The sequence below is a fragment of the Enterobacter cloacae complex sp. CARB60 genome (assembly GCF_036487345.1).
Taxonomy (GTDB): domain Bacteria; phylum Pseudomonadota; class Gammaproteobacteria; order Enterobacterales; family Enterobacteriaceae; genus Enterobacter; species Enterobacter asburiae_D.
Window position 1 is genome coordinate 272,771 of sequence record NZ_JAZKLC010000002.1, and the last position, 17,204, is coordinate 289,974.

Genomic DNA, 17,204 nt, shown 5'->3' on the forward strand with positions numbered 1-17,204 from the left:
GAGGAGTAATACAATGGCAGTTGTTAAATGTAAACCGACATCTCCGGGTCGTCGCCACGTAGTTAAAGTGGTTAACCCTGAGCTGCACAAGGGCAAACCTTTTGCTCCGTTGCTGGAAAAAAACAGCAAATCCGGTGGTCGTAACAACAATGGCCGTATCACCACTCGTCACATCGGTGGTGGCCACAAGCAGGCTTATCGTATTGTTGACTTCAAACGCAACAAAGACGGTATCCCAGCAGTTGTTGAACGTCTTGAGTACGATCCGAACCGTTCCGCGAACATCGCGCTGGTTCTGTACAAAGACGGCGAACGCCGTTACATCCTGGCCCCTAAAGGCCTGAAAGCTGGCGACCAGATTCAGTCTGGCGTTGATGCTGCAATCAAAGCAGGCAACACCCTGCCGATGCGCAATATCCCGGTTGGTTCTACCGTTCATAACGTAGAAATGAAACCAGGTAAAGGCGGTCAGCTGGCACGTTCCGCTGGTACTTACGTTCAGATCGTTGCTCGTGATGGTGCTTATGTCACCCTGCGTCTGCGTTCTGGTGAAATGCGTAAAGTCGAAGCAGACTGCCGCGCTACTCTGGGCGAAGTTGGCAATGCTGAGCATATGCTGCGCGTTCTGGGTAAAGCAGGTGCTGCACGCTGGCGTGGTGTTCGTCCTACCGTTCGCGGTACTGCGATGAACCCAGTCGACCACCCACATGGTGGTGGTGAAGGTCGTAACTTTGGTAAGCACCCGGTAACTCCGTGGGGCGTTCAGACCAAAGGTAAGAAGACCCGCAGCAACAAGCGTACTGATAAATTTATCGTACGTCGCCGTAGCAAATAATTTTAGAGGATAAGCCATGCCACGTTCTCTCAAGAAAGGTCCTTTTATTGACCTGCACTTGCTGAAGAAGGTAGAGAAAGCGGTGGAAAGCGGAGACAAGAAGCCCCTGCGCACTTGGTCCCGTCGTTCAACGATCTTTCCTAACATGATCGGTTTGACCATCGCTGTCCATAATGGTCGTCAGCACGTTCCAGTCTTTGTTACCGACGAAATGGTTGGTCACAAACTGGGTGAATTCGCACCGACTCGTACTTATCGCGGCCACGCTGCTGATAAAAAAGCGAAGAAGAAATAAGGTAGGAGGAAGAGATGGAAACTTTAGCTCAACATCGCCATGCTCGTTCTTCTGCTCAGAAGGTTCGCCTTGTTGCTGACCTGATTCGCGGTAAGAAAGTGTCGCAGGCCCTGGACATCCTGACCTATACCAACAAGAAAGCTGCGGTATTGGTCAAGAAAGTACTGGAATCTGCCATTGCTAACGCTGAACACAACGATGGCGCTGACATCGACGATCTGAAAGTCGCGAAAATTTTCGTAGATGAAGGCCCAAGCATGAAGCGCATTATGCCGCGTGCGAAAGGTCGTGCAGATCGCATCCTGAAGCGCACCAGCCACATTACTGTGGTTGTGTCCGATCGCTGAGACTCTGGAGACTAGCAATGGGTCAGAAAGTACATCCTAATGGTATTCGCCTGGGTATTGTAAAACCATGGAACTCTACCTGGTTTGCGAACACCAAAGAATTCGCTGACAACCTGGACAGCGATTTTAAAGTACGTCAGTACCTGACTAAGGAACTGGCTAAAGCGTCTGTATCTCGTATCGTTATCGAGCGTCCAGCTAAGAGCATCCGTGTGACTATTCACACTGCTCGCCCTGGCATCGTTATCGGTAAGAAAGGCGAAGACGTAGAAAAACTGCGCAAGGTCGTAGCGGATATCGCTGGCGTTCCTGCACAGATCAATATCGCTGAAGTTCGTAAGCCTGAACTGGACGCTAAATTGGTTGCTGACAGCATCACTTCACAGCTGGAACGTCGTGTTATGTTCCGTCGTGCTATGAAGCGTGCTGTACAGAACGCAATGCGTCTGGGCGCTAAAGGTATTAAAGTTGAAGTTAGCGGCCGTCTGGGCGGCGCGGAAATCGCACGTACCGAATGGTACCGTGAAGGTCGCGTACCGCTGCACACTCTGCGTGCTGACATCGACTACAACACCTCTGAAGCGCACACCACTTACGGTGTAATCGGCGTTAAGGTATGGATCTTCAAAGGTGAGATCCTGGGTGGTATGGCTGCTGTTGAACAACCGGAAAAACCGGCTGCTCAACCTAAAAAGCAGCAGCGTAAAGGCCGTAAATAAGGAGCGTCGCTGATGTTACAACCAAAGCGTACAAAATTCCGTAAAGTGCACAAAGGCCGCAACCGTGGTCTGGCGCAGGGTACGGATGTTAGCTTCGGCACTTTCGGTCTGAAAGCTGTTGGCCGTGGTCGTCTGACTGCACGTCAGATCGAAGCAGCACGTCGTGCAATGACCCGTGCAGTTAAGCGTCAAGGTAAGATCTGGATCCGTGTATTCCCGGACAAACCGATCACCGAGAAGCCGCTGGAAGTTCGTATGGGTAAAGGTAAAGGTAACGTGGAGTACTGGGTTGCCTTGATCCAACCGGGCAAAGTCCTTTATGAAATGGACGGTGTTCCGGAAGAGCTGGCCCGTGAAGCCTTCGGCCTGGCAGCAGCGAAACTGCCTATCAAAACCACCTTTGTAACTAAGACGGTGATGTAATGAAAGCAAAAGAGCTGCGTGAAAAAAGCGTTGAAGAGCTGAACGCTGAGCTGCTGAACCTGCTGCGTGAGCAGTTCAACCTGCGTATGCAGGCTGCAAGTGGCCAGCTGCAACAGACTCACCTGCTGAAGCAAGTGCGTCGCAATGTTGCACGCGTTAAGACTTTACTGACTCAGAAGGCGGGTGCGTAATGACCGATAAAATCCGTACTCTGCAAGGTCGTGTTGTTAGCGACAAAATGGAGAAATCCATTGTTGTAGCTATCGAACGTATTGTGAAACACCCGATCTACGGTAAATTCATCAAGCGTACGACCAAACTGCACGTACATGACGAGAACAACGAATGTGGTATCGGCGACAAGGTTGAAATCCGTGAATGCCGTCCACTGTCCAAGACTAAGTCCTGGACGCTGGTTCGCGTTGTAGAGAAAGCGGTTCTGTAATACAGTACGCCTTCTCAATACGAATAAACGGCTCAGCGATGAGCCGTTTATTTTTTCTACCCATATTGCAGAAGCGGTGTTATAATGCCGCGCCCTCGATATGGGGCTTTTTAACGGCTCTGATTTTAGAGTCTCAGGTAGTAGTTGACATTAGCGGAGCACTAAAATGATCCAAGAACAGACTATGCTGAACGTCGCCGACAACTCCGGTGCACGTCGCGTAATGTGTATCAAGGTTCTGGGTGGCTCGCACCGTCGCTACGCAGGCGTAGGCGACATCATCAAGATCACCATCAAGGAAGCAATTCCACGTGGTAAGGTCAAAAAAGGTGATGTGCTGAAGGCGGTAGTGGTGCGCACCAAGAAGGGTGTTCGTCGCCCTGACGGTTCTGTCATTCGCTTCGATGGTAATGCATGCGTTATTTTAAACAATAACAGCGAGCAGCCTATCGGCACGCGTATCTTTGGGCCGGTAACTCGTGAACTTCGTACTGAGAAGTTCATGAAAATTATCTCTCTGGCACCAGAAGTACTCTAAGGAGCGAATCATGGCAGCGAAAATCCGTCGTGATGACGAAGTTATCGTGTTAACCGGTAAAGATAAAGGTAAACGCGGTAAAGTAAAAAATGTTCTGTCTTCCGGCAAACTTGTCGTTGAAGGTATCAACCTGGTTAAGAAACATCAGAAGCCGGTTCCGGCCCTGAACCAACCAGGTGGCATCGTTGAAAAAGAAGCTGCTATTCAGGTTTCTAACGTTGCAATCTTCAATGCGGCTACCGGCAAGGCTGACCGTGTAGGCTTTAGATTCGAAGACGGCAAAAAAGTCCGTTTCTTCAAGTCTAACAGCGAAACTATCAAGTAATTTGGAGTAGTACGATGGCGAAACTGCATGATTACTACAAAGACGAAGTAGTTAACAAACTCATGACTGAGTTTAACTACAATTCTGTCATGCAAGTCCCTCGGGTCGAGAAGATCACCCTGAACATGGGTGTTGGTGAAGCGATCGCTGACAAGAAACTGCTGGATAACGCAGCAGCTGACCTGACAGCAATCTCCGGTCAAAAACCGCTGATCACCAAAGCACGCAAATCTGTTGCAGGCTTCAAAATCCGTCAGGGCTATCCGATCGGCTGTAAAGTAACTCTGCGTGGCGAACGCATGTGGGAGTTCTTTGAGCGCCTGATCACTATTGCTGTTCCACGTATCCGTGACTTCCGTGGCTTGTCCGCTAAGTCTTTCGACGGTCGTGGTAACTACAGCATGGGTGTCCGTGAGCAGATCATCTTCCCAGAAATCGACTACGATAAAGTCGACCGCGTGCGTGGTTTGGATATTACCATTACCACTACTGCGAAATCTGACGAAGAAGGCCGTGCTCTGCTGGCTGCCTTTGACTTCCCGTTCCGCAAGTAAGGTAGGGTTACTGAATGGCTAAGCAATCAATGAAAGCACGCGAAGTAAAGCGCGTAGCTTTAGCTGATAAATTCTTCGCTAAACGCGCTGAACTGAAAGCGATCATTTCTGATGTGAACGCTTCCGACGAAGATCGTTGGAATGCGGTTCTCAAGCTGCAGTCTCTGCCGCGTGATTCCAGCCCGTCTCGTCAGCGTAACCGCTGTCGTCAAACAGGTCGTCCACATGGTTATGTGGGCAAGTTTGGGTTGAGCCGTATCAAACTGCGTGAAGCCGCTATGCGCGGTGAAGTGCCAGGCTTGAAAAAGGCTAGCTGGTAATTACCAATTGAATCACGGGAGTAAAGACAGATGAGCATGCAAGATCCGATCGCGGATATGCTGACCCGTATCCGTAACGGTCAGGCCGCGAACAAAGTTGCGGTCACCATGCCTTCCGCCAAGCTGAAAGTGGCAATTGCCAACGTGCTGAAGGAAGAAGGTTTTATCGAAGATTTTAAAGTTGAAGGCGACACCAAGCCGGAACTGGAACTTACTCTCAAGTATTTCCAGGGTAAAGCTGTTGTAGAAAGCATTCAGCGTGTCAGCCGCCCAGGCCTGCGCATCTATAAGAAAAAAGATGAGCTGCCAAAAGTTATGGCTGGTCTTGGTATCGCAGTTGTTTCTACCTCTAAAGGTGTTATGACTGATCGTGCAGCGCGCCAAGCTGGTCTTGGTGGCGAAATTATCTGCTACGTAGCCTAATCGGAGGAAAGAATGTCTCGTGTTGCTAAAGCACCGGTCGTTATTCCTGCCGGCGTTGATGTAAAAATCGACGGTCAGGTTATTACGATCAAAGGTAAAAACGGCGAGCTGACTCGTACCCTCAACAAAGCTGTTGAAGTTAAACATGCAGATAATGCTCTGACCTTCGGTCCACGTGATGGTTTCGTGGATGGATGGGCTCAGGCTGGTACCGCGCGTGCCCTGCTGAACTCAATGGTTGTTGGTGTTACCGAAGGCTTCACTAAAAAGCTTCAGCTGGTTGGTGTAGGTTATCGTGCAGCTATCAAAGGGAATGCAGTAGGCCTGTCTCTGGGCTTCTCACACCCTGTTGAGCATCCGCTGCCGGCCGGTATCACTGCAGAATGTCCGACTCAAACTGAAATCGTGCTGAAAGGCGCTGATAAACAGCTGATCGGTCAGGTTGCAGCAGATCTGCGCGCCTACCGTCGTCCTGAGCCTTATAAAGGCAAGGGTGTTCGTTACGCCGACGAAGTCGTGCGTACCAAAGAGGCTAAGAAGAAGTAAGGTAACACTATGGATAAGAAATCTGCTCGTATCCGTCGTGCGACCCGCGCACGCCGCAAGCTCAAAGAGCTGGGTGCAACTCGCCTGGTGGTACATCGTACCCCGCGTCATATTTACGCACAGGTAATTGCACCGAACGGTTCTGAAGTTCTGGTAGCTGCTTCTACTGTAGAAAAAGCTATCTCAGAACAATTGAAGTACACCGGTAACAAAGACGCCGCTGCAGCTGTAGGTAAAGCTGTTGCAGAACGCGCTCTGGAAAAAGGCATCAGCAATGTTTCCTTTGACCGTTCCGGGTTCCAATATCATGGTCGTGTCCAGGCACTGGCAGATGCTGCCCGTGAAGCTGGCCTTCAGTTCTAAGGTAGAGGTGTAAGATGGCTCACATCGAAAAACAGGCTGGCGAACTGCAGGAAAAGCTGATCGCGGTTAACCGCGTATCTAAAACCGTTAAAGGTGGTCGTATTTTCTCCTTCACAGCTCTGACTGTAGTAGGCGATGGTAACGGTCGCGTTGGTTTTGGTTACGGTAAAGCGCGTGAAGTTCCAGCAGCGATCCAGAAAGCGATGGAAAAAGCCCGTCGCAATATGATTAACGTCGCGCTGAACAACGGCACCCTGCAGCACCCAGTTAAAGGTGTTCACACGGGTTCTCGTGTATTCATGCAGCCAGCTTCAGAAGGTACCGGTATCATCGCCGGTGGTGCAATGCGCGCCGTTCTGGAAGTTGCTGGGGTTCATAACGTTCTGGCCAAAGCATATGGTTCCACCAACCCGATCAACGTGGTTCGTGCAACTATTGATGGCCTGGAAAATATGAATTCTCCAGAAATGGTCGCTGCCAAGCGTGGTAAATCCGTTGAAGAAATTCTGGGGTAATTGACCATGGCAAAGACTATTAAAATCACTCAAACCCGCAGTGCAATCGGTCGTCTGCCGAAACACAAGGCAACGCTGCTTGGCCTGGGTCTGCGTCGTATTGGTCATACCGTTGAGCGCGAGGATACTCCTGCTGTTCGTGGTATGGTCAACGCGGTTTACTTCATGGTTAAAGTTGAGGAGTAAGAGATGCGTTTAAATACTCTGTCTCCGGCCGAAGGCTCTAAAAAGGCGGGTAAACGCCTGGGTCGTGGTATCGGTTCTGGCCTCGGCAAAACCGGTGGTCGTGGTCACAAAGGTCAGAACTCTCGTTCTGGCGGTGGCGTACGTCGCGGTTTCGAGGGTGGCCAGATGCCACTGTACCGTCGTCTGCCGAAGTTCGGCTTCACTTCTCGCAAAGCAGCGATTACAGCGGAAATCCGTCTGTCTGACCTGGCGAAAGTTGAAGGCGGCGTTGTAGACCTGAACACGCTGAAAGCAGCAAACATTATCGGTATCCAGATCGAGTTCGCGAAAGTGATCCTGGCTGGTGAAGTTTCTACTCCGGTAACTGTTCGTGGCCTGCGTGTTACTAAAGGTGCTCGTGCTGCTATCGAAGCTGCTGGCGGTAAAATTGAGGAATAAGTAGCAGATGGCTAAGCAACCGGGATTAGATTTTCAAAGTGCCAAAGGTGGATTTGGCGAGCTGAAACGCAGACTGCTGTTTGTTATCGGCGCGCTGATTGTGTTCCGTATTGGCTCTTTTATTCCGATCCCTGGTATCGATGCCGCTGTACTTGCCAAACTGCTTGAGCAACAGCGAGGCACCATCATTGAAATGTTCAACATGTTCTCTGGTGGTGCTCTCAGCCGTGCTTCTATCTTTGCATTGGGTATTATGCCGTACATTTCGGCATCTATTATTATCCAGCTGCTGACGGTCGTTCATCCGGCCCTGGCAGAGTTGAAGAAAGAAGGGGAGTCTGGACGTCGTAAGATTAGTCAGTACACCCGTTACGGTACTCTGGTGCTGGCAATATTCCAGTCGATCGGTATTGCTACCGGTCTGCCGAATATGCCTGGTATGCAGGGCCTGGTGTTAAACCCGGGCTTTGCATTCTACTTCACCGCTGTTGTAAGTCTGGTCACAGGGACTATGTTCCTGATGTGGCTCGGCGAACAGATTACTGAGCGTGGTATCGGTAACGGTATCTCAATCATTATCTTCGCCGGTATTGTTGCGGGCCTCCCGCCAGCCATCGCCCACACTATCGAGCAAGCGCGTCAAGGCGACCTGCACTTCCTCCTGTTGCTGTTGGTTGCAGTATTAGTATTTGCAGTGACGTTCTTTGTTGTCTTCGTTGAACGTGGTCAACGCCGCATTGTGGTGAACTACGCTAAACGTCAGCAAGGTCGTCGTGTCTATGCTGCACAGAGCACACATTTACCGCTGAAAGTGAACATGGCGGGGGTTATCCCGGCTATCTTCGCTTCCAGTATTATTCTGTTCCCGGCAACCATCGCGTCATGGTTCGGGGGCGGTACTGGTTGGAACTGGCTGACAACAATTTCGCTGTATTTGCAGCCTGGGCAACCACTTTATGTGTTACTCTATGCGTCTGCGATCATCTTCTTCTGTTTCTTCTACACGGCGTTGGTCTTCAACCCGCGTGAAACAGCAGATAACCTGAAGAAGTCCGGTGCATTTGTACCAGGAATTCGTCCGGGAGAGCAAACGGCGAAGTATATCGATAAAGTAATGACTCGCCTGACTTTGGTTGGTGCGCTTTATATTACTTTTATCTGCCTGATCCCGGAGTTCATGCGTGATGCAATGAAAGTACCGTTCTACTTCGGTGGGACCTCACTGCTTATCGTTGTTGTCGTGATTATGGACTTTATGGCTCAAGTGCAAACTCTGATGATGTCGAGTCAGTACGAGTCTGCATTGAAGAAGGCGAACCTGAAAGGCTACGGCCGCTAAATGGTCGTCTGAGAAGTTACGGAGAGTAAAAATGAAAGTTCGTGCTTCCGTCAAGAAATTATGCCGTAACTGCAAAATCGTTAAGCGTGATGGTGTCATCCGTGTGATTTGCAGTGCCGAGCCGAAGCATAAACAGCGCCAAGGCTGATTATTTCGCATATTTTTCTTGCAAAGTTGGGTTGAGCTGGCTAGATTAGCCAGCCAATCTTTTGTATGTCTGTACGTTTCCATTTGAGTATCCTGAAAACGGGCTTTTCAGCATGGTGCGTACATATTAAATAGTAGGAGTGCATAGTGGCCCGTATAGCAGGCATTAACATTCCTGATCAGAAACATGCTGTGATCGCATTAACTTCGATCTACGGCGTCGGCAAGACCCGTTCTAAAGCCATTCTGGCTGCAGCGGGTATCGCTGAAGATGTTAAGATCAGTGAGCTGTCTGAAGAACAAATCGACACGCTGCGTGACGAAGTTGCCAAATTTGTCGTTGAAGGTGATCTGCGCCGTGAAATCAGCATGAGCATCAAGCGCCTGATGGATCTTGGTTGCTATCGCGGTTTGCGTCATCGTCGTGGTCTGCCAGTGCGCGGTCAGCGTACTAAGACCAACGCACGTACCCGTAAGGGTCCGCGCAAACCGATCAAGAAATAATCGGGGTGATTGAATAATGGCAAAGGCACCAGTTCGTGCACGTAAACGTGTAAGAAAACAAGTCTCTGACGGCGTGGCTCATATCCATGCTTCTTTCAACAACACCATCGTTACTATTACTGATCGTCAGGGTAACGCATTGGGTTGGGCAACAGCCGGTGGTTCCGGTTTCCGTGGTTCTCGCAAATCCACTCCGTTCGCAGCTCAGGTTGCAGCAGAGCGTTGCGCAGAAGCCGTAAAAGAATACGGCATCAAGAATCTGGAAGTTATGGTTAAAGGTCCGGGTCCGGGTCGTGAATCTACTGTTCGCGCTCTGAACGCCGCTGGTTTCCGCATCACGAATATTACTGATGTGACTCCGATCCCTCATAACGGTTGTCGTCCGCCGAAAAAACGTCGCGTATAACGCTCCGTTTTTTAGGTTAGTTGGAGATAGAAAATGGCAAGATATTTGGGTCCTAAGCTCAAGCTGAGCCGTCGTGAGGGCACCGACTTATTCCTTAAGTCTGGCGTTCGCGCGATCGATACCAAGTGTAAAATTGAACAAGCTCCTGGCCAGCACGGTGCGCGTAAACCGCGTCTGTCTGACTATGGTGTGCAGTTGCGTGAAAAGCAAAAAGTTCGCCGTATGTACGGTGTGCTGGAGCGTCAGTTCCGTAACTACTATAAAGAAGCAGCACGTCTGAAAGGCAACACAGGTGAAAACCTGCTGGCTCTGCTGGAAGGTCGTCTGGACAACGTTGTATACCGTATGGGCTTCGGCGCTACTCGTGCTGAATCACGTCAGCTGGTTAGCCACAAAGCAATCATGGTAAACGGTCGTGTTGTTAACATCGCTTCTTATCAGGTTAAAGCGAATGACGTTGTTAGCATTCGTGAGAAAGCGAAAAAGCAATCTCGCGTGAAGGCCGCTCTGGAGCTGGCTGAGCAGCGTGAAAAGCCAACCTGGCTGGAAGTTGATGCTGGCAAGATGGAAGGTACGTTCAAGCGTCAGCCAGAACGTTCTGATCTGTCTGCGGACATTAACGAACACCTGATCGTCGAGCTTTACTCCAAGTAAAGCTTAGTACCAAAGAGAGGACACAATGCAGGGTTCTGTGACAGAGTTTCTAAAACCGCGCCTGGTAGATATCGAGCAAGTGAGTTCGACGCACGCCAAGGTGACCCTTGAGCCTTTAGAGCGTGGCTTTGGCCATACTCTGGGTAACGCACTGCGCCGTATTCTGCTCTCATCGATGCCGGGTTGCGCGGTGACCGAGGTTGAGATTGATGGTGTACTTCATGAGTACAGCACCAAAGAAGGCGTTCAGGAAGATATCCTTGAAATCCTGCTCAACCTGAAAGGGCTGGCGGTGAGAGTTCAGGGTAAAGATGAAGTTATTCTTACTCTGAATAAATCTGGCATTGGCCCTGTGACTGCAGCCGACATCACCCACGACGGTGATGTTGAAATCGTCAAGCCGCAGCACGTGATCTGCCACCTGACCGATGAGAACGCAGCTATTAGCATGCGTATCAAAGTTCAGCGCGGTCGTGGTTATGTGCCGGCTTCTGCCCGAATTCATTCGGAAGAAGATGAGCGCCCAATCGGCCGTCTGCTGGTCGACGCATGCTATAGCCCTGTAGAGCGTATTGCCTACAATGTTGAAGCAGCGCGTGTAGAACAGCGTACCGACCTGGACAAGCTGGTCATCGAAATGGAAACCAACGGCACAATCGATCCTGAAGAGGCGATTCGTCGTGCGGCAACCATCCTGGCAGAACAACTGGAAGCTTTCGTTGACTTACGTGATGTACGTCAGCCGGAAGTGAAAGAAGAGAAACCAGAATTCGATCCGATCCTGCTGCGCCCTGTTGACGATCTCGAATTGACTGTCCGCTCTGCTAACTGCCTCAAGGCAGAAGCTATCCACTATATCGGTGATCTGGTACAGCGTACCGAGGTTGAGTTGCTGAAAACGCCGAACCTGGGTAAAAAATCTCTTACTGAGATTAAAGACGTGCTGGCTTCACGTGGTCTGTCTCTGGGCATGCGCCTGGAAAACTGGCCACCGGCAAGCATTGCTGACGAGTAACCGGATCACAGGTTAAGGTTTTACTGAGAAGGATAAGGTCATGCGCCATCGTAAGAGTGGTCGTCAACTGAACCGCAACAGCAGCCATCGCCAGGCTATGTTCCGCAACATGGCAGGTTCACTGGTTCGTCATGAGATCATCAAGACGACCCTGCCTAAAGCGAAAGAGCTGCGTCGCGTAGTTGAGCCGCTGATTACTCTTGCCAAGACTGACAGCGTTGCTAATCGTCGTCTGGCATTCGCCCGTACTCGTGATAACGAGATCGTGGCAAAACTGTTTAACGAACTGGGCCCGCGTTTCGCGAGCCGTGCCGGTGGTTACACTCGCATTCTGAAGTGTGGTTTCCGTGCAGGCGACAACGCGCCGATGGCTTACATCGAGCTGGTTGATCGTTCAGAGAAAGCAGAAGCTGCTGCAGAGTAATCTGTAGTAACGTAAAAAAACCCGCTCCGGCGGGTTTTTTTATATCCGCGATATCCCCACTTCTCTACAATGTCTGTATCAATTCTGTTCATCCCCTGGAGCTGGTAATGTGGTTGCTTGACCAGTGGGCAGAACGCCATATTCGCGATGCCCAAAGTAAAGGTGAATTCGACGATCTCCCGGGGAGCGGCGAACCCCTTGTGCTTGATGATGATTCGTACATTGCGCCTGAACTACGGGCTGGATACCGTTTACTTAAAAATGCAGGATGTCTCCCTCCGGAGCTCGAACAGCGCAGAGAGGCTGTAGAACTGGCCGATCTTCTCAAAGGGATCCGCCATGACGATCCGCGATACTCTGAACTTAGCCGCCGCCTCGCCCTACTTGAACTCAAGCTGCGTCAGGCTGGGATGAACACTGATTTTCTGCGCGGAGAATACGGCGAAAGAGTGATGCAGAAAATAAAAGAGGAGTAGCTATGTACCGCATCGGTGAACTTGCTAAGCTTGCGAACGTCACGCCGGATACCATCCGATATTACGAAAAGCAGCAGATGATCGATCATGAAGTTCGTACTGAAGGGGGCTTTCGCCTTTATACCGATAACGATCTGCAGCGCCTGCGGTTTATTCGTTACGCGCGTCAGCTCGGCTTCACGCTGGATTCGATCCGCGAGTTATTATCGATCCGCATCGATCCGGAACATCACACCTGCCAGGAATCTAAGAGCATTGTGCAGGCCCGGCTGGATGAAGTTGAAGCGCGCATTCAGGAGTTGCAAACCATGCAGCGCTCTCTGCAAAGGCTGAATGATGCCTGCTGCGGGACGGCCCACAGCAGTATTTACTGTTCAATTCTCGAAGCCCTTGAACAGGGAGCGAGTGGAGAAAAACTGGGCTGTTGATTTTTAGTTCATCCGGGTCTAGACTCCCGTCGTCATAAACCCTGCTCTGGAGACATTATGAGCCGCTATCAGCACACGAAAGGACAAATTAAGGACAATGCCATTGAGGCGTTACTTCACGACCCGTTATTCAGGCAGCGCGTTGAGAAGAATAAAAAAGGGAAAGGAAGTTATCTGCGTAAAAACAAACATGAAAAACGGGGTAACTGGGAGGCCAGTGGCAAGCAAGCGAATCGCTTATTTACCACTGGCCTTCCTGCTTTTATCTGTTGATTATACGCGGTTATTCTGCTCTTTTAGCAGATCGCGGATCTCACTCAGCAGCACTTCTTCTTTGGTTGGTGCAGGTGCTGCAGCCGGCTCTTCTTTTTTACGGTTGAGCCTGTTGATCAGCTTGATAGCCATAAAAATGGCAAACGCGACAATCACAAAATCAAATACGTTCTGAATAAATACGCCGTAGTGCATAACTACTGCCGGAACATCACCTTGCGCTTCACGCAGTGTGAAAGCGAATTGTTTGAAATCAATGCCCCCGATTAACAGCCCTAAAGGTGGCATGATAATGTCGGCCACTAATGATGAAACAATCTTGCCGAATGCTGCACCAATAATGACACCCACTGCCAAATCCACCACGTTCCCGCGCATCGCAAATTCGCGAAATTCTTTAATAAAACTCATTGTTCTCTCCTTGTGCCAGCTGACGAGTATAAGTTTAACAAATGATTAGCCAATTGCCATTCGGGATAATTAAACGTTATGAAAAATAAAAGGCACAGAAATGAAAAGGATAAAGTGTGGGTGCTCTTTCTCGAGCACCCAATTCTTTAAAGGTTTAAAGGAAGAATGGACTTGGCTGGAATAAACGTTCGACGTCGGTAATAAACTTTTTATCGGTAAGGAACATAATTACGTGATCGCCTTGCTCAATACGTAAATTGTCATTGGCAATCATGACGTCATTCCCGCGCACAACGGCGCCGATAATCGTGCCTGGTGGCAGCTTAATTTCGTCAATCGACCGGCCCACGACGCGTGACGTAGTTTCATCTCCGTGAGCAACGGCTTCTATGGCTTCCGCTACGCCACGGCGGAGCGATGATACACCGACAATATCCGCTTTACGAACATGGCTCAGGAGTGCGGAAATTGTCGCCTGCTGCGGCGAAATGGCAATATCAATTACGCTGCCCTGGACCAGATCGACATACGCCTTGCGCTGAATAAGCACCATGACCTTCTTTGCTCCCATACGCTTGGCGAGCATGGCGGACATTATATTCGCCTCGTCGTCGTTGGTGACGGCAATAAAGAGATCAACTTGATCAATATGCTCTTCAGCCAGCAACTCCTGATCCGACGCATCGCCATAAAATACGATCGTATTTTGCAGTTTTTCCGCCAGTTCAGCAGCACGCTGTTGATCGCGCTCGATCAATTTTACGCTGTAATCTTTCTCTAACCGATGTGCCAGACCTGCACCTATATTGCCGCCGCCGACCAGCATAATGCGTTTATAGGGTTTTTCGAGACGCTGAAGTTCACTCATCACCGCACGAATATGCTGTGAGGCCGCAATAAAGAAGACTTCATCACCTGCTTCGACAATCGTGGAACCTTGCGGGCGGATTGGCCTGTCGTGACGGAAAATGGCTGCGACGCGCGTATCGATATGCGGCATGTGCTCGCGCATGGTGGAAAGCGCATTGCCGATCAATGGTCCACCGTAATAGGCTTTAACCACTGCCAGGCTCACTTTTCCTTCGGCAAAGTTCACCACCTGCAGGGCGCCCGGATATTCGATCAGACGATAGATATTGTCGATAACCAACTGTTCTGGCGCGATGAGATGGTCAATCGGGACCGCTTCGGAATTAAACAGTTTTTCAGCATCGCGAACATAGTCCGGAGAGCGAATACGCGCGATTCGGTTTGGCGTGTTGAAAAGCGAGTAGGCCACCTGACAGGCCACCATGTTGGTTTCGTCAGAACTGGTTACCGCAACCAGCATGTCGGCATCGTCGGCACCCGCCTCACGAAGAACGCGTGGGTGTGAACCATGACCCTGCACCACGCGCAGGTCAAACTTGTCCTGTAAAACACGCAGACGATCGCCGTTGGTATCAACAATTGTGATGTCGTTATTTTCGCCAACCAGGTTTTCCGCCAGCGTCCCGCCCACCTGTCCTGCACCCAGAATGATAATCTTCATATCTCGTGACCTGTTCTCAACATCACTCTTTGATTAGCTTAGCGTAAAAGAAGCCATCACCCTCTTCAGCACCCGGCAGGTTCTGCAGACCCGGGGATTCAGGCGTTCCCGTATCGCGCAGCGCGGCACCCGGGGTACGTTTAATGAAGGCCGCGATTTGCTGGCTGTTTTCTTCCGGCAGTACAGAGCAGGTTGCATAGACCAGCGTTCCGCCAGGTTTAAGATGTGGCCAAATAGCGTCGAGAATGTCGGATTGCAGTTGGGCAAGTTCCTCAATATCACGATCGCGGCGTAGCCACTTGATGTCCGGATGACGACGAATAACGCCGGTTGCAGAGCAGGGGGCGTCCAGCAAAATGCGATCGAATTGTGTTTCACCACACCATTCTGCGGGTTTGCGTCCATCGCCTTGCTTAACCTGAGCCTTCATGCCCAGACGCTTGAGGTTGTCGTAGACGCGTGAAAGACGCTGTTCATCGACGTCCACTGCCATCACGCTGGCCTGCGGAGCCACTTCAAGAATATGCGTCGTTTTCCCCCCTGGCGCGGCGCACAGATCGAGGATCTGCTCACCATTTTGGGGTTCAAGCCAGGTCATGCAACCCTGAGCCGAGGCATCCTGTACGGTTACCCAGCCTTCATCAAAACCGGGTAATGCATGCACCGGTGCCGGTGAGGCCAGGCGTACAGCATCCGGATAGGCTTCATGCGGGAATCCACTCATTCCGGCTTCTTTAAGTAATGCCAGCCATGCGTCACGGGTGTGGTGATTACGATTCACGCGTAACCACATTGGTGGACGCTGGTTGTTGGCATCGGCAATTTCCTGCCACTGCTGTGGATAGGCTTTTTTCAGGCGCTTCAACAGCCAGTCCGGATGCAGAAAACGTGCTTCGCTTTGGGTAAATTCAGCCAGAAGCTCTTCCTGCTGTCTCTGGAACTGACGCAGTACGCCGTTGATCAGCCCTTTCAGCTGAGGGCGTTTAATCGCAACGGCACCTTCCACCGTCTCAGCCAGCGCGGCATGAGGTGGGATGCGGGTATGAAGAAGCTGATAAAAACCCACCATAATCAAATAGTGGACGGTGCGCTGCTTGCCTGTCATTGGGCGTGACATCAGCTTGTTAATCAACCACTCAAGCTGAGAAAGCGTGCGCAGAACGCCAAAGCAGAGCTCCTGAAGCAGAGCTTTGTCTTTATCAGAGACTTTTTGTTGCAGAGGAGGCAGGACGTTACTTAATGACTGACCCTGCTCGATAACCTGCTCGACGGCCTGAGCCGCCATACTGCGTAGATTTTGTTTTTTCATAACCGTAAAAATAAAAATGCCCGGAAACACCGGGCCTTAAGGATAAATTTGCTCAGGCAAGACGATTGCCCGGAATAAACCATTCGCGGCGGGAATTTAACAGATCCTGAGCGCTCATGGCCTTCTTACCGGCCGGTTGTAGCGATTCAAGATTCAGGATCCCTTGCGCAGTCGCCACCTGGATCCCGTTCTTGTTGGCGTCAACAATCGTACCGGGTTCCGCCATGGTATTACCGCTAATGACGGAGGCTTTCCAGACTTTCACCGGCTGCTCATCAATCTCCATCCAGCTCATTGGCCACGGATTAAAAGCACGAATGCAGCGTTCAAGTTGAGCGGCTGAAAGGGACCAGTCGATCCGCGCTTCTTCCTTGCTCAGTTTTTCGGCATACGTCACCAGCGCGTCATCCTGAACTTCCGGTTTCGCCGTATTATCAGCCAGCTGCTGGAGCGTCTCGATAAGCCCTTGTGGACCGAGGTCTGCCAGTTTGTCATACAGCGTGGCGCTGGTATCGTCTGGCGTAATGGGGCAGGCCAGTTTATACAGCATATCGCCGGTGTCTAAACCTACGTCCATCTTCATGATGGTAACGCCCGTTTCGGCATCACCTGCCCACAGCGAGCGCTGGATAGGTGCAGCACCACGCCAGCGCGGGAGCAGAGACCCATGCACGTTGATGCACCCCAGGCGAGGCATATCGAGCACAGCTTTCGGCAAAATTAAACCGTAAGCCACCACCACCATTACGTCGGCATTCAGGTCAGCAACCAGCTGCTGATTTTCCTGTGGGCGTAACGATGCGGGCTGGAAAACGGGTAGCCCATGCTCTTCTGCCAGCACCTTTACGGGGCTCGGCATCAGTTTTTTACCGCGACCTGCCGGACGGTCCGGTTGGGTAAAGACGCCAACAACCTGGTGACCAGAAGATAACAGCGCGTCAAGATGACGCGCTGCAAAATCAGGGGTTCCCGCGAAGATAATTCGTAGTGTTTTAGACACGATGATCCTTGTATC

The 17,204-nt window shown here is 50.8% G+C and carries 31 protein-coding genes; 27 read left to right on the plus strand and 4 right to left on the minus strand.

The annotated features are described in order from the left end of the window. The first annotated feature begins 13 nt into the window (after positions 1 to 13). The 27 genes from rplB to V4835_RS02380 all read left to right on the plus strand — a co-directional run bounded on the left by rplB (position 14) and on the right by V4835_RS02380 (position 12,938). Positions 14 to 835: a 50S ribosomal protein L2 gene (gene rplB, locus V4835_RS02250; RefSeq protein ID WP_000301859.1), complete on the plus strand. Its 822-nt coding sequence runs from the start codon at positions 14 to 16 to the stop codon at positions 833 to 835. A gap of 16 nt (positions 836 to 851) precedes the next feature. Further along, positions 852 to 1,130 (plus strand): 30S ribosomal protein S19, encoded by a 279-nt coding sequence (rpsS, locus tag V4835_RS02255; protein WP_001138117.1) that lies wholly within the window; start codon positions 852 to 854, stop codon positions 1,128 to 1,130. Positions 1,131 to 1,144: 14 nt separating this feature from the next. Next, complete coding sequence (gene rplV, locus V4835_RS02260; RefSeq protein WP_002919773.1) at positions 1,145 to 1,477, plus strand: 50S ribosomal protein L22; 333 nt, start codon at positions 1,145 to 1,147, stop codon at positions 1,475 to 1,477. A gap of 17 nt (positions 1,478 to 1,494) precedes the next feature. Then, the gene (gene rpsC, locus V4835_RS02265; protein WP_000529945.1) at positions 1,495 to 2,196 is read left to right on the plus strand and encodes a 30S ribosomal protein S3; all 702 of its coding nucleotides are present in this window, start codon (positions 1,495 to 1,497) and stop codon (positions 2,194 to 2,196) included. A gap of 12 nt (positions 2,197 to 2,208) precedes the next feature. After that, positions 2,209 to 2,619 carry a 50S ribosomal protein L16 gene (gene rplP, locus V4835_RS02270; RefSeq protein ID WP_002919759.1) on the plus strand — a complete coding sequence of 137 codons (411 nt, stop codon included), beginning with the start codon at positions 2,209 to 2,211 and terminating at the stop codon, positions 2,617 to 2,619. Then, on the plus strand, positions 2,619 to 2,810 hold the full coding sequence (rpmC, locus tag V4835_RS02275) for a 50S ribosomal protein L29 (RefSeq protein ID WP_003863282.1): 192 nt from the start codon (positions 2,619 to 2,621) through the stop codon (positions 2,808 to 2,810). The genes rplP and rpmC overlap by 1 nt, the downstream gene beginning before the upstream one ends. Next, the gene (gene rpsQ, locus V4835_RS02280) at positions 2,810 to 3,064 is read left to right on the plus strand and encodes a 30S ribosomal protein S17 (RefSeq protein WP_008503489.1); all 255 of its coding nucleotides are present in this window, start codon (positions 2,810 to 2,812) and stop codon (positions 3,062 to 3,064) included. Before rpmC ends, rpsQ begins: the two co-directional genes overlap by 1 nt. A 166-nt stretch (positions 3,065 to 3,230) precedes the next feature. Next, on the plus strand, positions 3,231 to 3,602 hold the full coding sequence (gene rplN / locus V4835_RS02285; protein ID WP_002919748.1) for a 50S ribosomal protein L14: 372 nt from the start codon (positions 3,231 to 3,233) through the stop codon (positions 3,600 to 3,602). Between the two features lie 10 nt (positions 3,603 to 3,612). After that, the gene (gene rplX / locus V4835_RS02290; RefSeq protein ID WP_003863287.1) at positions 3,613 to 3,927 is read left to right on the plus strand and encodes a 50S ribosomal protein L24; all 315 of its coding nucleotides are present in this window, start codon (positions 3,613 to 3,615) and stop codon (positions 3,925 to 3,927) included. 14 nt (positions 3,928 to 3,941) lie between these two features. Beyond that, positions 3,942 to 4,481: a 50S ribosomal protein L5 gene (gene rplE / locus V4835_RS02295; RefSeq protein WP_001096206.1), complete on the plus strand. Its 540-nt coding sequence runs from the start codon at positions 3,942 to 3,944 to the stop codon at positions 4,479 to 4,481. Positions 4,482 to 4,495: 14 nt separating this feature from the next. After that, on the plus strand, positions 4,496 to 4,801 hold the full coding sequence (gene rpsN, locus V4835_RS02300; protein WP_003863291.1) for a 30S ribosomal protein S14: 306 nt from the start codon (positions 4,496 to 4,498) through the stop codon (positions 4,799 to 4,801). Positions 4,802 to 4,831: 30 nt separating this feature from the next. Continuing rightward, positions 4,832 to 5,224: a 30S ribosomal protein S8 gene (gene rpsH, locus V4835_RS02305; RefSeq protein ID WP_006178918.1), complete on the plus strand. Its 393-nt coding sequence runs from the start codon at positions 4,832 to 4,834 to the stop codon at positions 5,222 to 5,224. Positions 5,225 to 5,236: 12 nt separating this feature from the next. Continuing rightward, a complete protein-coding gene (rplF, locus tag V4835_RS02310; RefSeq protein ID WP_003863296.1) occupies positions 5,237 to 5,770 on the plus strand; it encodes a 50S ribosomal protein L6 in 534 nt (177 codons plus the stop codon). A 9-nt stretch (positions 5,771 to 5,779) separates the two neighbouring features. Then, positions 5,780 to 6,133, plus strand: a complete 354-nt coding sequence (rplR, locus tag V4835_RS02315; RefSeq protein WP_003863297.1) for a 50S ribosomal protein L18 — start codon at positions 5,780 to 5,782, stop codon at positions 6,131 to 6,133. 14 nt (positions 6,134 to 6,147) lie between these two features. Beyond that, on the plus strand, positions 6,148 to 6,648 hold the full coding sequence (gene rpsE / locus V4835_RS02320) for a 30S ribosomal protein S5 (protein WP_003863299.1): 501 nt from the start codon (positions 6,148 to 6,150) through the stop codon (positions 6,646 to 6,648). A gap of 6 nt (positions 6,649 to 6,654) precedes the next feature. Further along, positions 6,655 to 6,834 (plus strand): 50S ribosomal protein L30, encoded by a 180-nt coding sequence (rpmD, locus tag V4835_RS02325; protein WP_003863301.1) that lies wholly within the window; start codon positions 6,655 to 6,657, stop codon positions 6,832 to 6,834. Positions 6,835 to 6,837: 3 nt separating this feature from the next. Further along, the gene (rplO, locus tag V4835_RS02330) at positions 6,838 to 7,272 is read left to right on the plus strand and encodes a 50S ribosomal protein L15 (protein ID WP_003863304.1); all 435 of its coding nucleotides are present in this window, start codon (positions 6,838 to 6,840) and stop codon (positions 7,270 to 7,272) included. Between the two features lie 7 nt (positions 7,273 to 7,279). Further along, positions 7,280 to 8,611, plus strand: coding sequence for a preprotein translocase subunit SecY (gene secY, locus V4835_RS02335; protein WP_003863305.1), 1,332 nt, complete (start codon positions 7,280 to 7,282; stop codon positions 8,609 to 8,611). A gap of 31 nt (positions 8,612 to 8,642) precedes the next feature. Then, positions 8,643 to 8,759, plus strand: coding sequence for a 50S ribosomal protein L36 (rpmJ, locus tag V4835_RS02340; protein ID WP_000868187.1), 117 nt, complete (start codon positions 8,643 to 8,645; stop codon positions 8,757 to 8,759). A gap of 146 nt (positions 8,760 to 8,905) precedes the next feature. Continuing rightward, positions 8,906 to 9,262: a 30S ribosomal protein S13 gene (gene rpsM, locus V4835_RS02345; RefSeq protein WP_003863308.1), complete on the plus strand. Its 357-nt coding sequence runs from the start codon at positions 8,906 to 8,908 to the stop codon at positions 9,260 to 9,262. A 16-nt stretch (positions 9,263 to 9,278) separates the two neighbouring features. Beyond that, complete coding sequence (gene rpsK / locus V4835_RS02350) at positions 9,279 to 9,668, plus strand: 30S ribosomal protein S11 (protein WP_003863312.1); 390 nt, start codon at positions 9,279 to 9,281, stop codon at positions 9,666 to 9,668. Positions 9,669 to 9,701: 33 nt separating this feature from the next. Further along, positions 9,702 to 10,322, plus strand: coding sequence for a 30S ribosomal protein S4 (gene rpsD, locus V4835_RS02355; RefSeq protein WP_004868345.1), 621 nt, complete (start codon positions 9,702 to 9,704; stop codon positions 10,320 to 10,322). Between the two features lie 25 nt (positions 10,323 to 10,347). Continuing rightward, complete coding sequence (locus V4835_RS02360) at positions 10,348 to 11,337, plus strand: DNA-directed RNA polymerase subunit alpha (protein WP_002919219.1); 990 nt, start codon at positions 10,348 to 10,350, stop codon at positions 11,335 to 11,337. Between the two features lie 40 nt (positions 11,338 to 11,377). Beyond that, positions 11,378 to 11,761, plus strand: coding sequence for a 50S ribosomal protein L17 (gene rplQ / locus V4835_RS02365; RefSeq protein ID WP_001216368.1), 384 nt, complete (start codon positions 11,378 to 11,380; stop codon positions 11,759 to 11,761). Between the two features lie 107 nt (positions 11,762 to 11,868). After that, complete coding sequence (locus tag V4835_RS02370) at positions 11,869 to 12,237, plus strand: DUF1992 domain-containing protein (RefSeq protein WP_331411111.1); 369 nt, start codon at positions 11,869 to 11,871, stop codon at positions 12,235 to 12,237. A 2-nt stretch (positions 12,238 to 12,239) separates the two neighbouring features. Continuing rightward, positions 12,240 to 12,665: a Zn(2+)-responsive transcriptional regulator gene (gene zntR / locus V4835_RS02375; protein WP_331411112.1), complete on the plus strand. Its 426-nt coding sequence runs from the start codon at positions 12,240 to 12,242 to the stop codon at positions 12,663 to 12,665. A 57-nt stretch (positions 12,666 to 12,722) separates the two neighbouring features. Next, entirely contained in the window at positions 12,723 to 12,938 is a 216-nt protein-coding gene (locus tag V4835_RS02380; RefSeq protein WP_063145680.1) for an alternative ribosome-rescue factor A, read from the plus strand. On the opposite strand, the gene mscL is transcribed toward V4835_RS02380, so the two are convergent. The 4 genes from mscL to fmt all read right to left on the minus strand — a co-directional run bounded on the left by mscL (position 12,939) and on the right by fmt (position 17,189). After that, positions 12,939 to 13,349, minus strand: a complete 411-nt coding sequence (mscL, locus tag V4835_RS02385) for a large-conductance mechanosensitive channel protein MscL (protein ID WP_023309449.1) — start codon at positions 13,347 to 13,349, stop codon at positions 12,939 to 12,941. Between the two features lie 154 nt (positions 13,350 to 13,503). After that, a complete protein-coding gene (gene trkA, locus V4835_RS02390) occupies positions 13,504 to 14,880 on the minus strand; it encodes a Trk system potassium transporter TrkA (RefSeq protein ID WP_008503482.1) in 1,377 nt (458 codons plus the stop codon). Between the two features lie 22 nt (positions 14,881 to 14,902). Then, the gene (rsmB, locus tag V4835_RS02395) at positions 14,903 to 16,189 is read right to left on the minus strand and encodes a 16S rRNA (cytosine(967)-C(5))-methyltransferase RsmB (RefSeq protein ID WP_331411113.1); all 1,287 of its coding nucleotides are present in this window, start codon (positions 16,187 to 16,189) and stop codon (positions 14,903 to 14,905) included. A gap of 52 nt (positions 16,190 to 16,241) precedes the next feature. After that, positions 16,242 to 17,189: a methionyl-tRNA formyltransferase gene (fmt, locus tag V4835_RS02400; protein WP_331411114.1), complete on the minus strand. Its 948-nt coding sequence runs from the start codon at positions 17,187 to 17,189 to the stop codon at positions 16,242 to 16,244. Positions 17,190 to 17,204 lie beyond the last annotated feature (15 nt).

What these genes read in the sequence shown, in the direction of transcription:
- rpsD (WP_004868345.1), top strand. Translation starts at nt 9,702, where the DNA reads ATGGCAAGATATTTGGGTCCTAAGCTCAAGCTGAGCCGTCGTGAGGGC.
- rplQ (WP_001216368.1), top strand. Translation starts at nt 11,378, where the DNA reads ATGCGCCATCGTAAGAGTGGTCGTCAACTGAACCGCAACAGCAGCCAT.
- rpsN (WP_003863291.1), top strand. Translation starts at nt 4,496, where the DNA reads ATGGCTAAGCAATCAATGAAAGCACGCGAAGTAAAGCGCGTAGCTTTA.
- rsmB (WP_331411113.1), bottom strand. Translation starts at nt 16,189, where the DNA reads ATGAAAAAACAAAATCTACGCAGTATGGCGGCTCAGGCCGTCGAGCAG.
- rplR (WP_003863297.1), top strand. Translation starts at nt 5,780, where the DNA reads ATGGATAAGAAATCTGCTCGTATCCGTCGTGCGACCCGCGCACGCCGC.
- rpmC (WP_003863282.1), top strand. Translation starts at nt 2,619, where the DNA reads ATGAAAGCAAAAGAGCTGCGTGAAAAAAGCGTTGAAGAGCTGAACGCT.
- rplB (WP_000301859.1), top strand. Translation starts at nt 14, where the DNA reads ATGGCAGTTGTTAAATGTAAACCGACATCTCCGGGTCGTCGCCACGTA.
- V4835_RS02380 (WP_063145680.1), top strand. Translation starts at nt 12,723, where the DNA reads ATGAGCCGCTATCAGCACACGAAAGGACAAATTAAGGACAATGCCATT.
- rplO (WP_003863304.1), top strand. Translation starts at nt 6,838, where the DNA reads ATGCGTTTAAATACTCTGTCTCCGGCCGAAGGCTCTAAAAAGGCGGGT.
- mscL (WP_023309449.1), bottom strand. Translation starts at nt 13,349, where the DNA reads ATGAGTTTTATTAAAGAATTTCGCGAATTTGCGATGCGCGGGAACGTG.
- rpmJ (WP_000868187.1), top strand. Translation starts at nt 8,643, where the DNA reads ATGAAAGTTCGTGCTTCCGTCAAGAAATTATGCCGTAACTGCAAAATC.
- rpmD (WP_003863301.1), top strand. Translation starts at nt 6,655, where the DNA reads ATGGCAAAGACTATTAAAATCACTCAAACCCGCAGTGCAATCGGTCGT.
- rpsH (WP_006178918.1), top strand. Translation starts at nt 4,832, where the DNA reads ATGAGCATGCAAGATCCGATCGCGGATATGCTGACCCGTATCCGTAAC.
- V4835_RS02370 (WP_331411111.1), top strand. Translation starts at nt 11,869, where the DNA reads ATGTGGTTGCTTGACCAGTGGGCAGAACGCCATATTCGCGATGCCCAA.
- rpsS (WP_001138117.1), top strand. Translation starts at nt 852, where the DNA reads ATGCCACGTTCTCTCAAGAAAGGTCCTTTTATTGACCTGCACTTGCTG.
- rplF (WP_003863296.1), top strand. Translation starts at nt 5,237, where the DNA reads ATGTCTCGTGTTGCTAAAGCACCGGTCGTTATTCCTGCCGGCGTTGAT.
- secY (WP_003863305.1), top strand. Translation starts at nt 7,280, where the DNA reads ATGGCTAAGCAACCGGGATTAGATTTTCAAAGTGCCAAAGGTGGATTT.
- rpsC (WP_000529945.1), top strand. Translation starts at nt 1,495, where the DNA reads ATGGGTCAGAAAGTACATCCTAATGGTATTCGCCTGGGTATTGTAAAA.
- rpsE (WP_003863299.1), top strand. Translation starts at nt 6,148, where the DNA reads ATGGCTCACATCGAAAAACAGGCTGGCGAACTGCAGGAAAAGCTGATC.
- rplN (WP_002919748.1), top strand. Translation starts at nt 3,231, where the DNA reads ATGATCCAAGAACAGACTATGCTGAACGTCGCCGACAACTCCGGTGCA.
- rplV (WP_002919773.1), top strand. Translation starts at nt 1,145, where the DNA reads ATGGAAACTTTAGCTCAACATCGCCATGCTCGTTCTTCTGCTCAGAAG.
- trkA (WP_008503482.1), bottom strand. Translation starts at nt 14,880, where the DNA reads ATGAAGATTATCATTCTGGGTGCAGGACAGGTGGGCGGGACGCTGGCG.
- rpsQ (WP_008503489.1), top strand. Translation starts at nt 2,810, where the DNA reads ATGACCGATAAAATCCGTACTCTGCAAGGTCGTGTTGTTAGCGACAAA.
- zntR (WP_331411112.1), top strand. Translation starts at nt 12,240, where the DNA reads ATGTACCGCATCGGTGAACTTGCTAAGCTTGCGAACGTCACGCCGGAT.
- rplX (WP_003863287.1), top strand. Translation starts at nt 3,613, where the DNA reads ATGGCAGCGAAAATCCGTCGTGATGACGAAGTTATCGTGTTAACCGGT.
- V4835_RS02360 (WP_002919219.1), top strand. Translation starts at nt 10,348, where the DNA reads ATGCAGGGTTCTGTGACAGAGTTTCTAAAACCGCGCCTGGTAGATATC.
- rpsK (WP_003863312.1), top strand. Translation starts at nt 9,279, where the DNA reads ATGGCAAAGGCACCAGTTCGTGCACGTAAACGTGTAAGAAAACAAGTC.
- rplE (WP_001096206.1), top strand. Translation starts at nt 3,942, where the DNA reads ATGGCGAAACTGCATGATTACTACAAAGACGAAGTAGTTAACAAACTC.
- rplP (WP_002919759.1), top strand. Translation starts at nt 2,209, where the DNA reads ATGTTACAACCAAAGCGTACAAAATTCCGTAAAGTGCACAAAGGCCGC.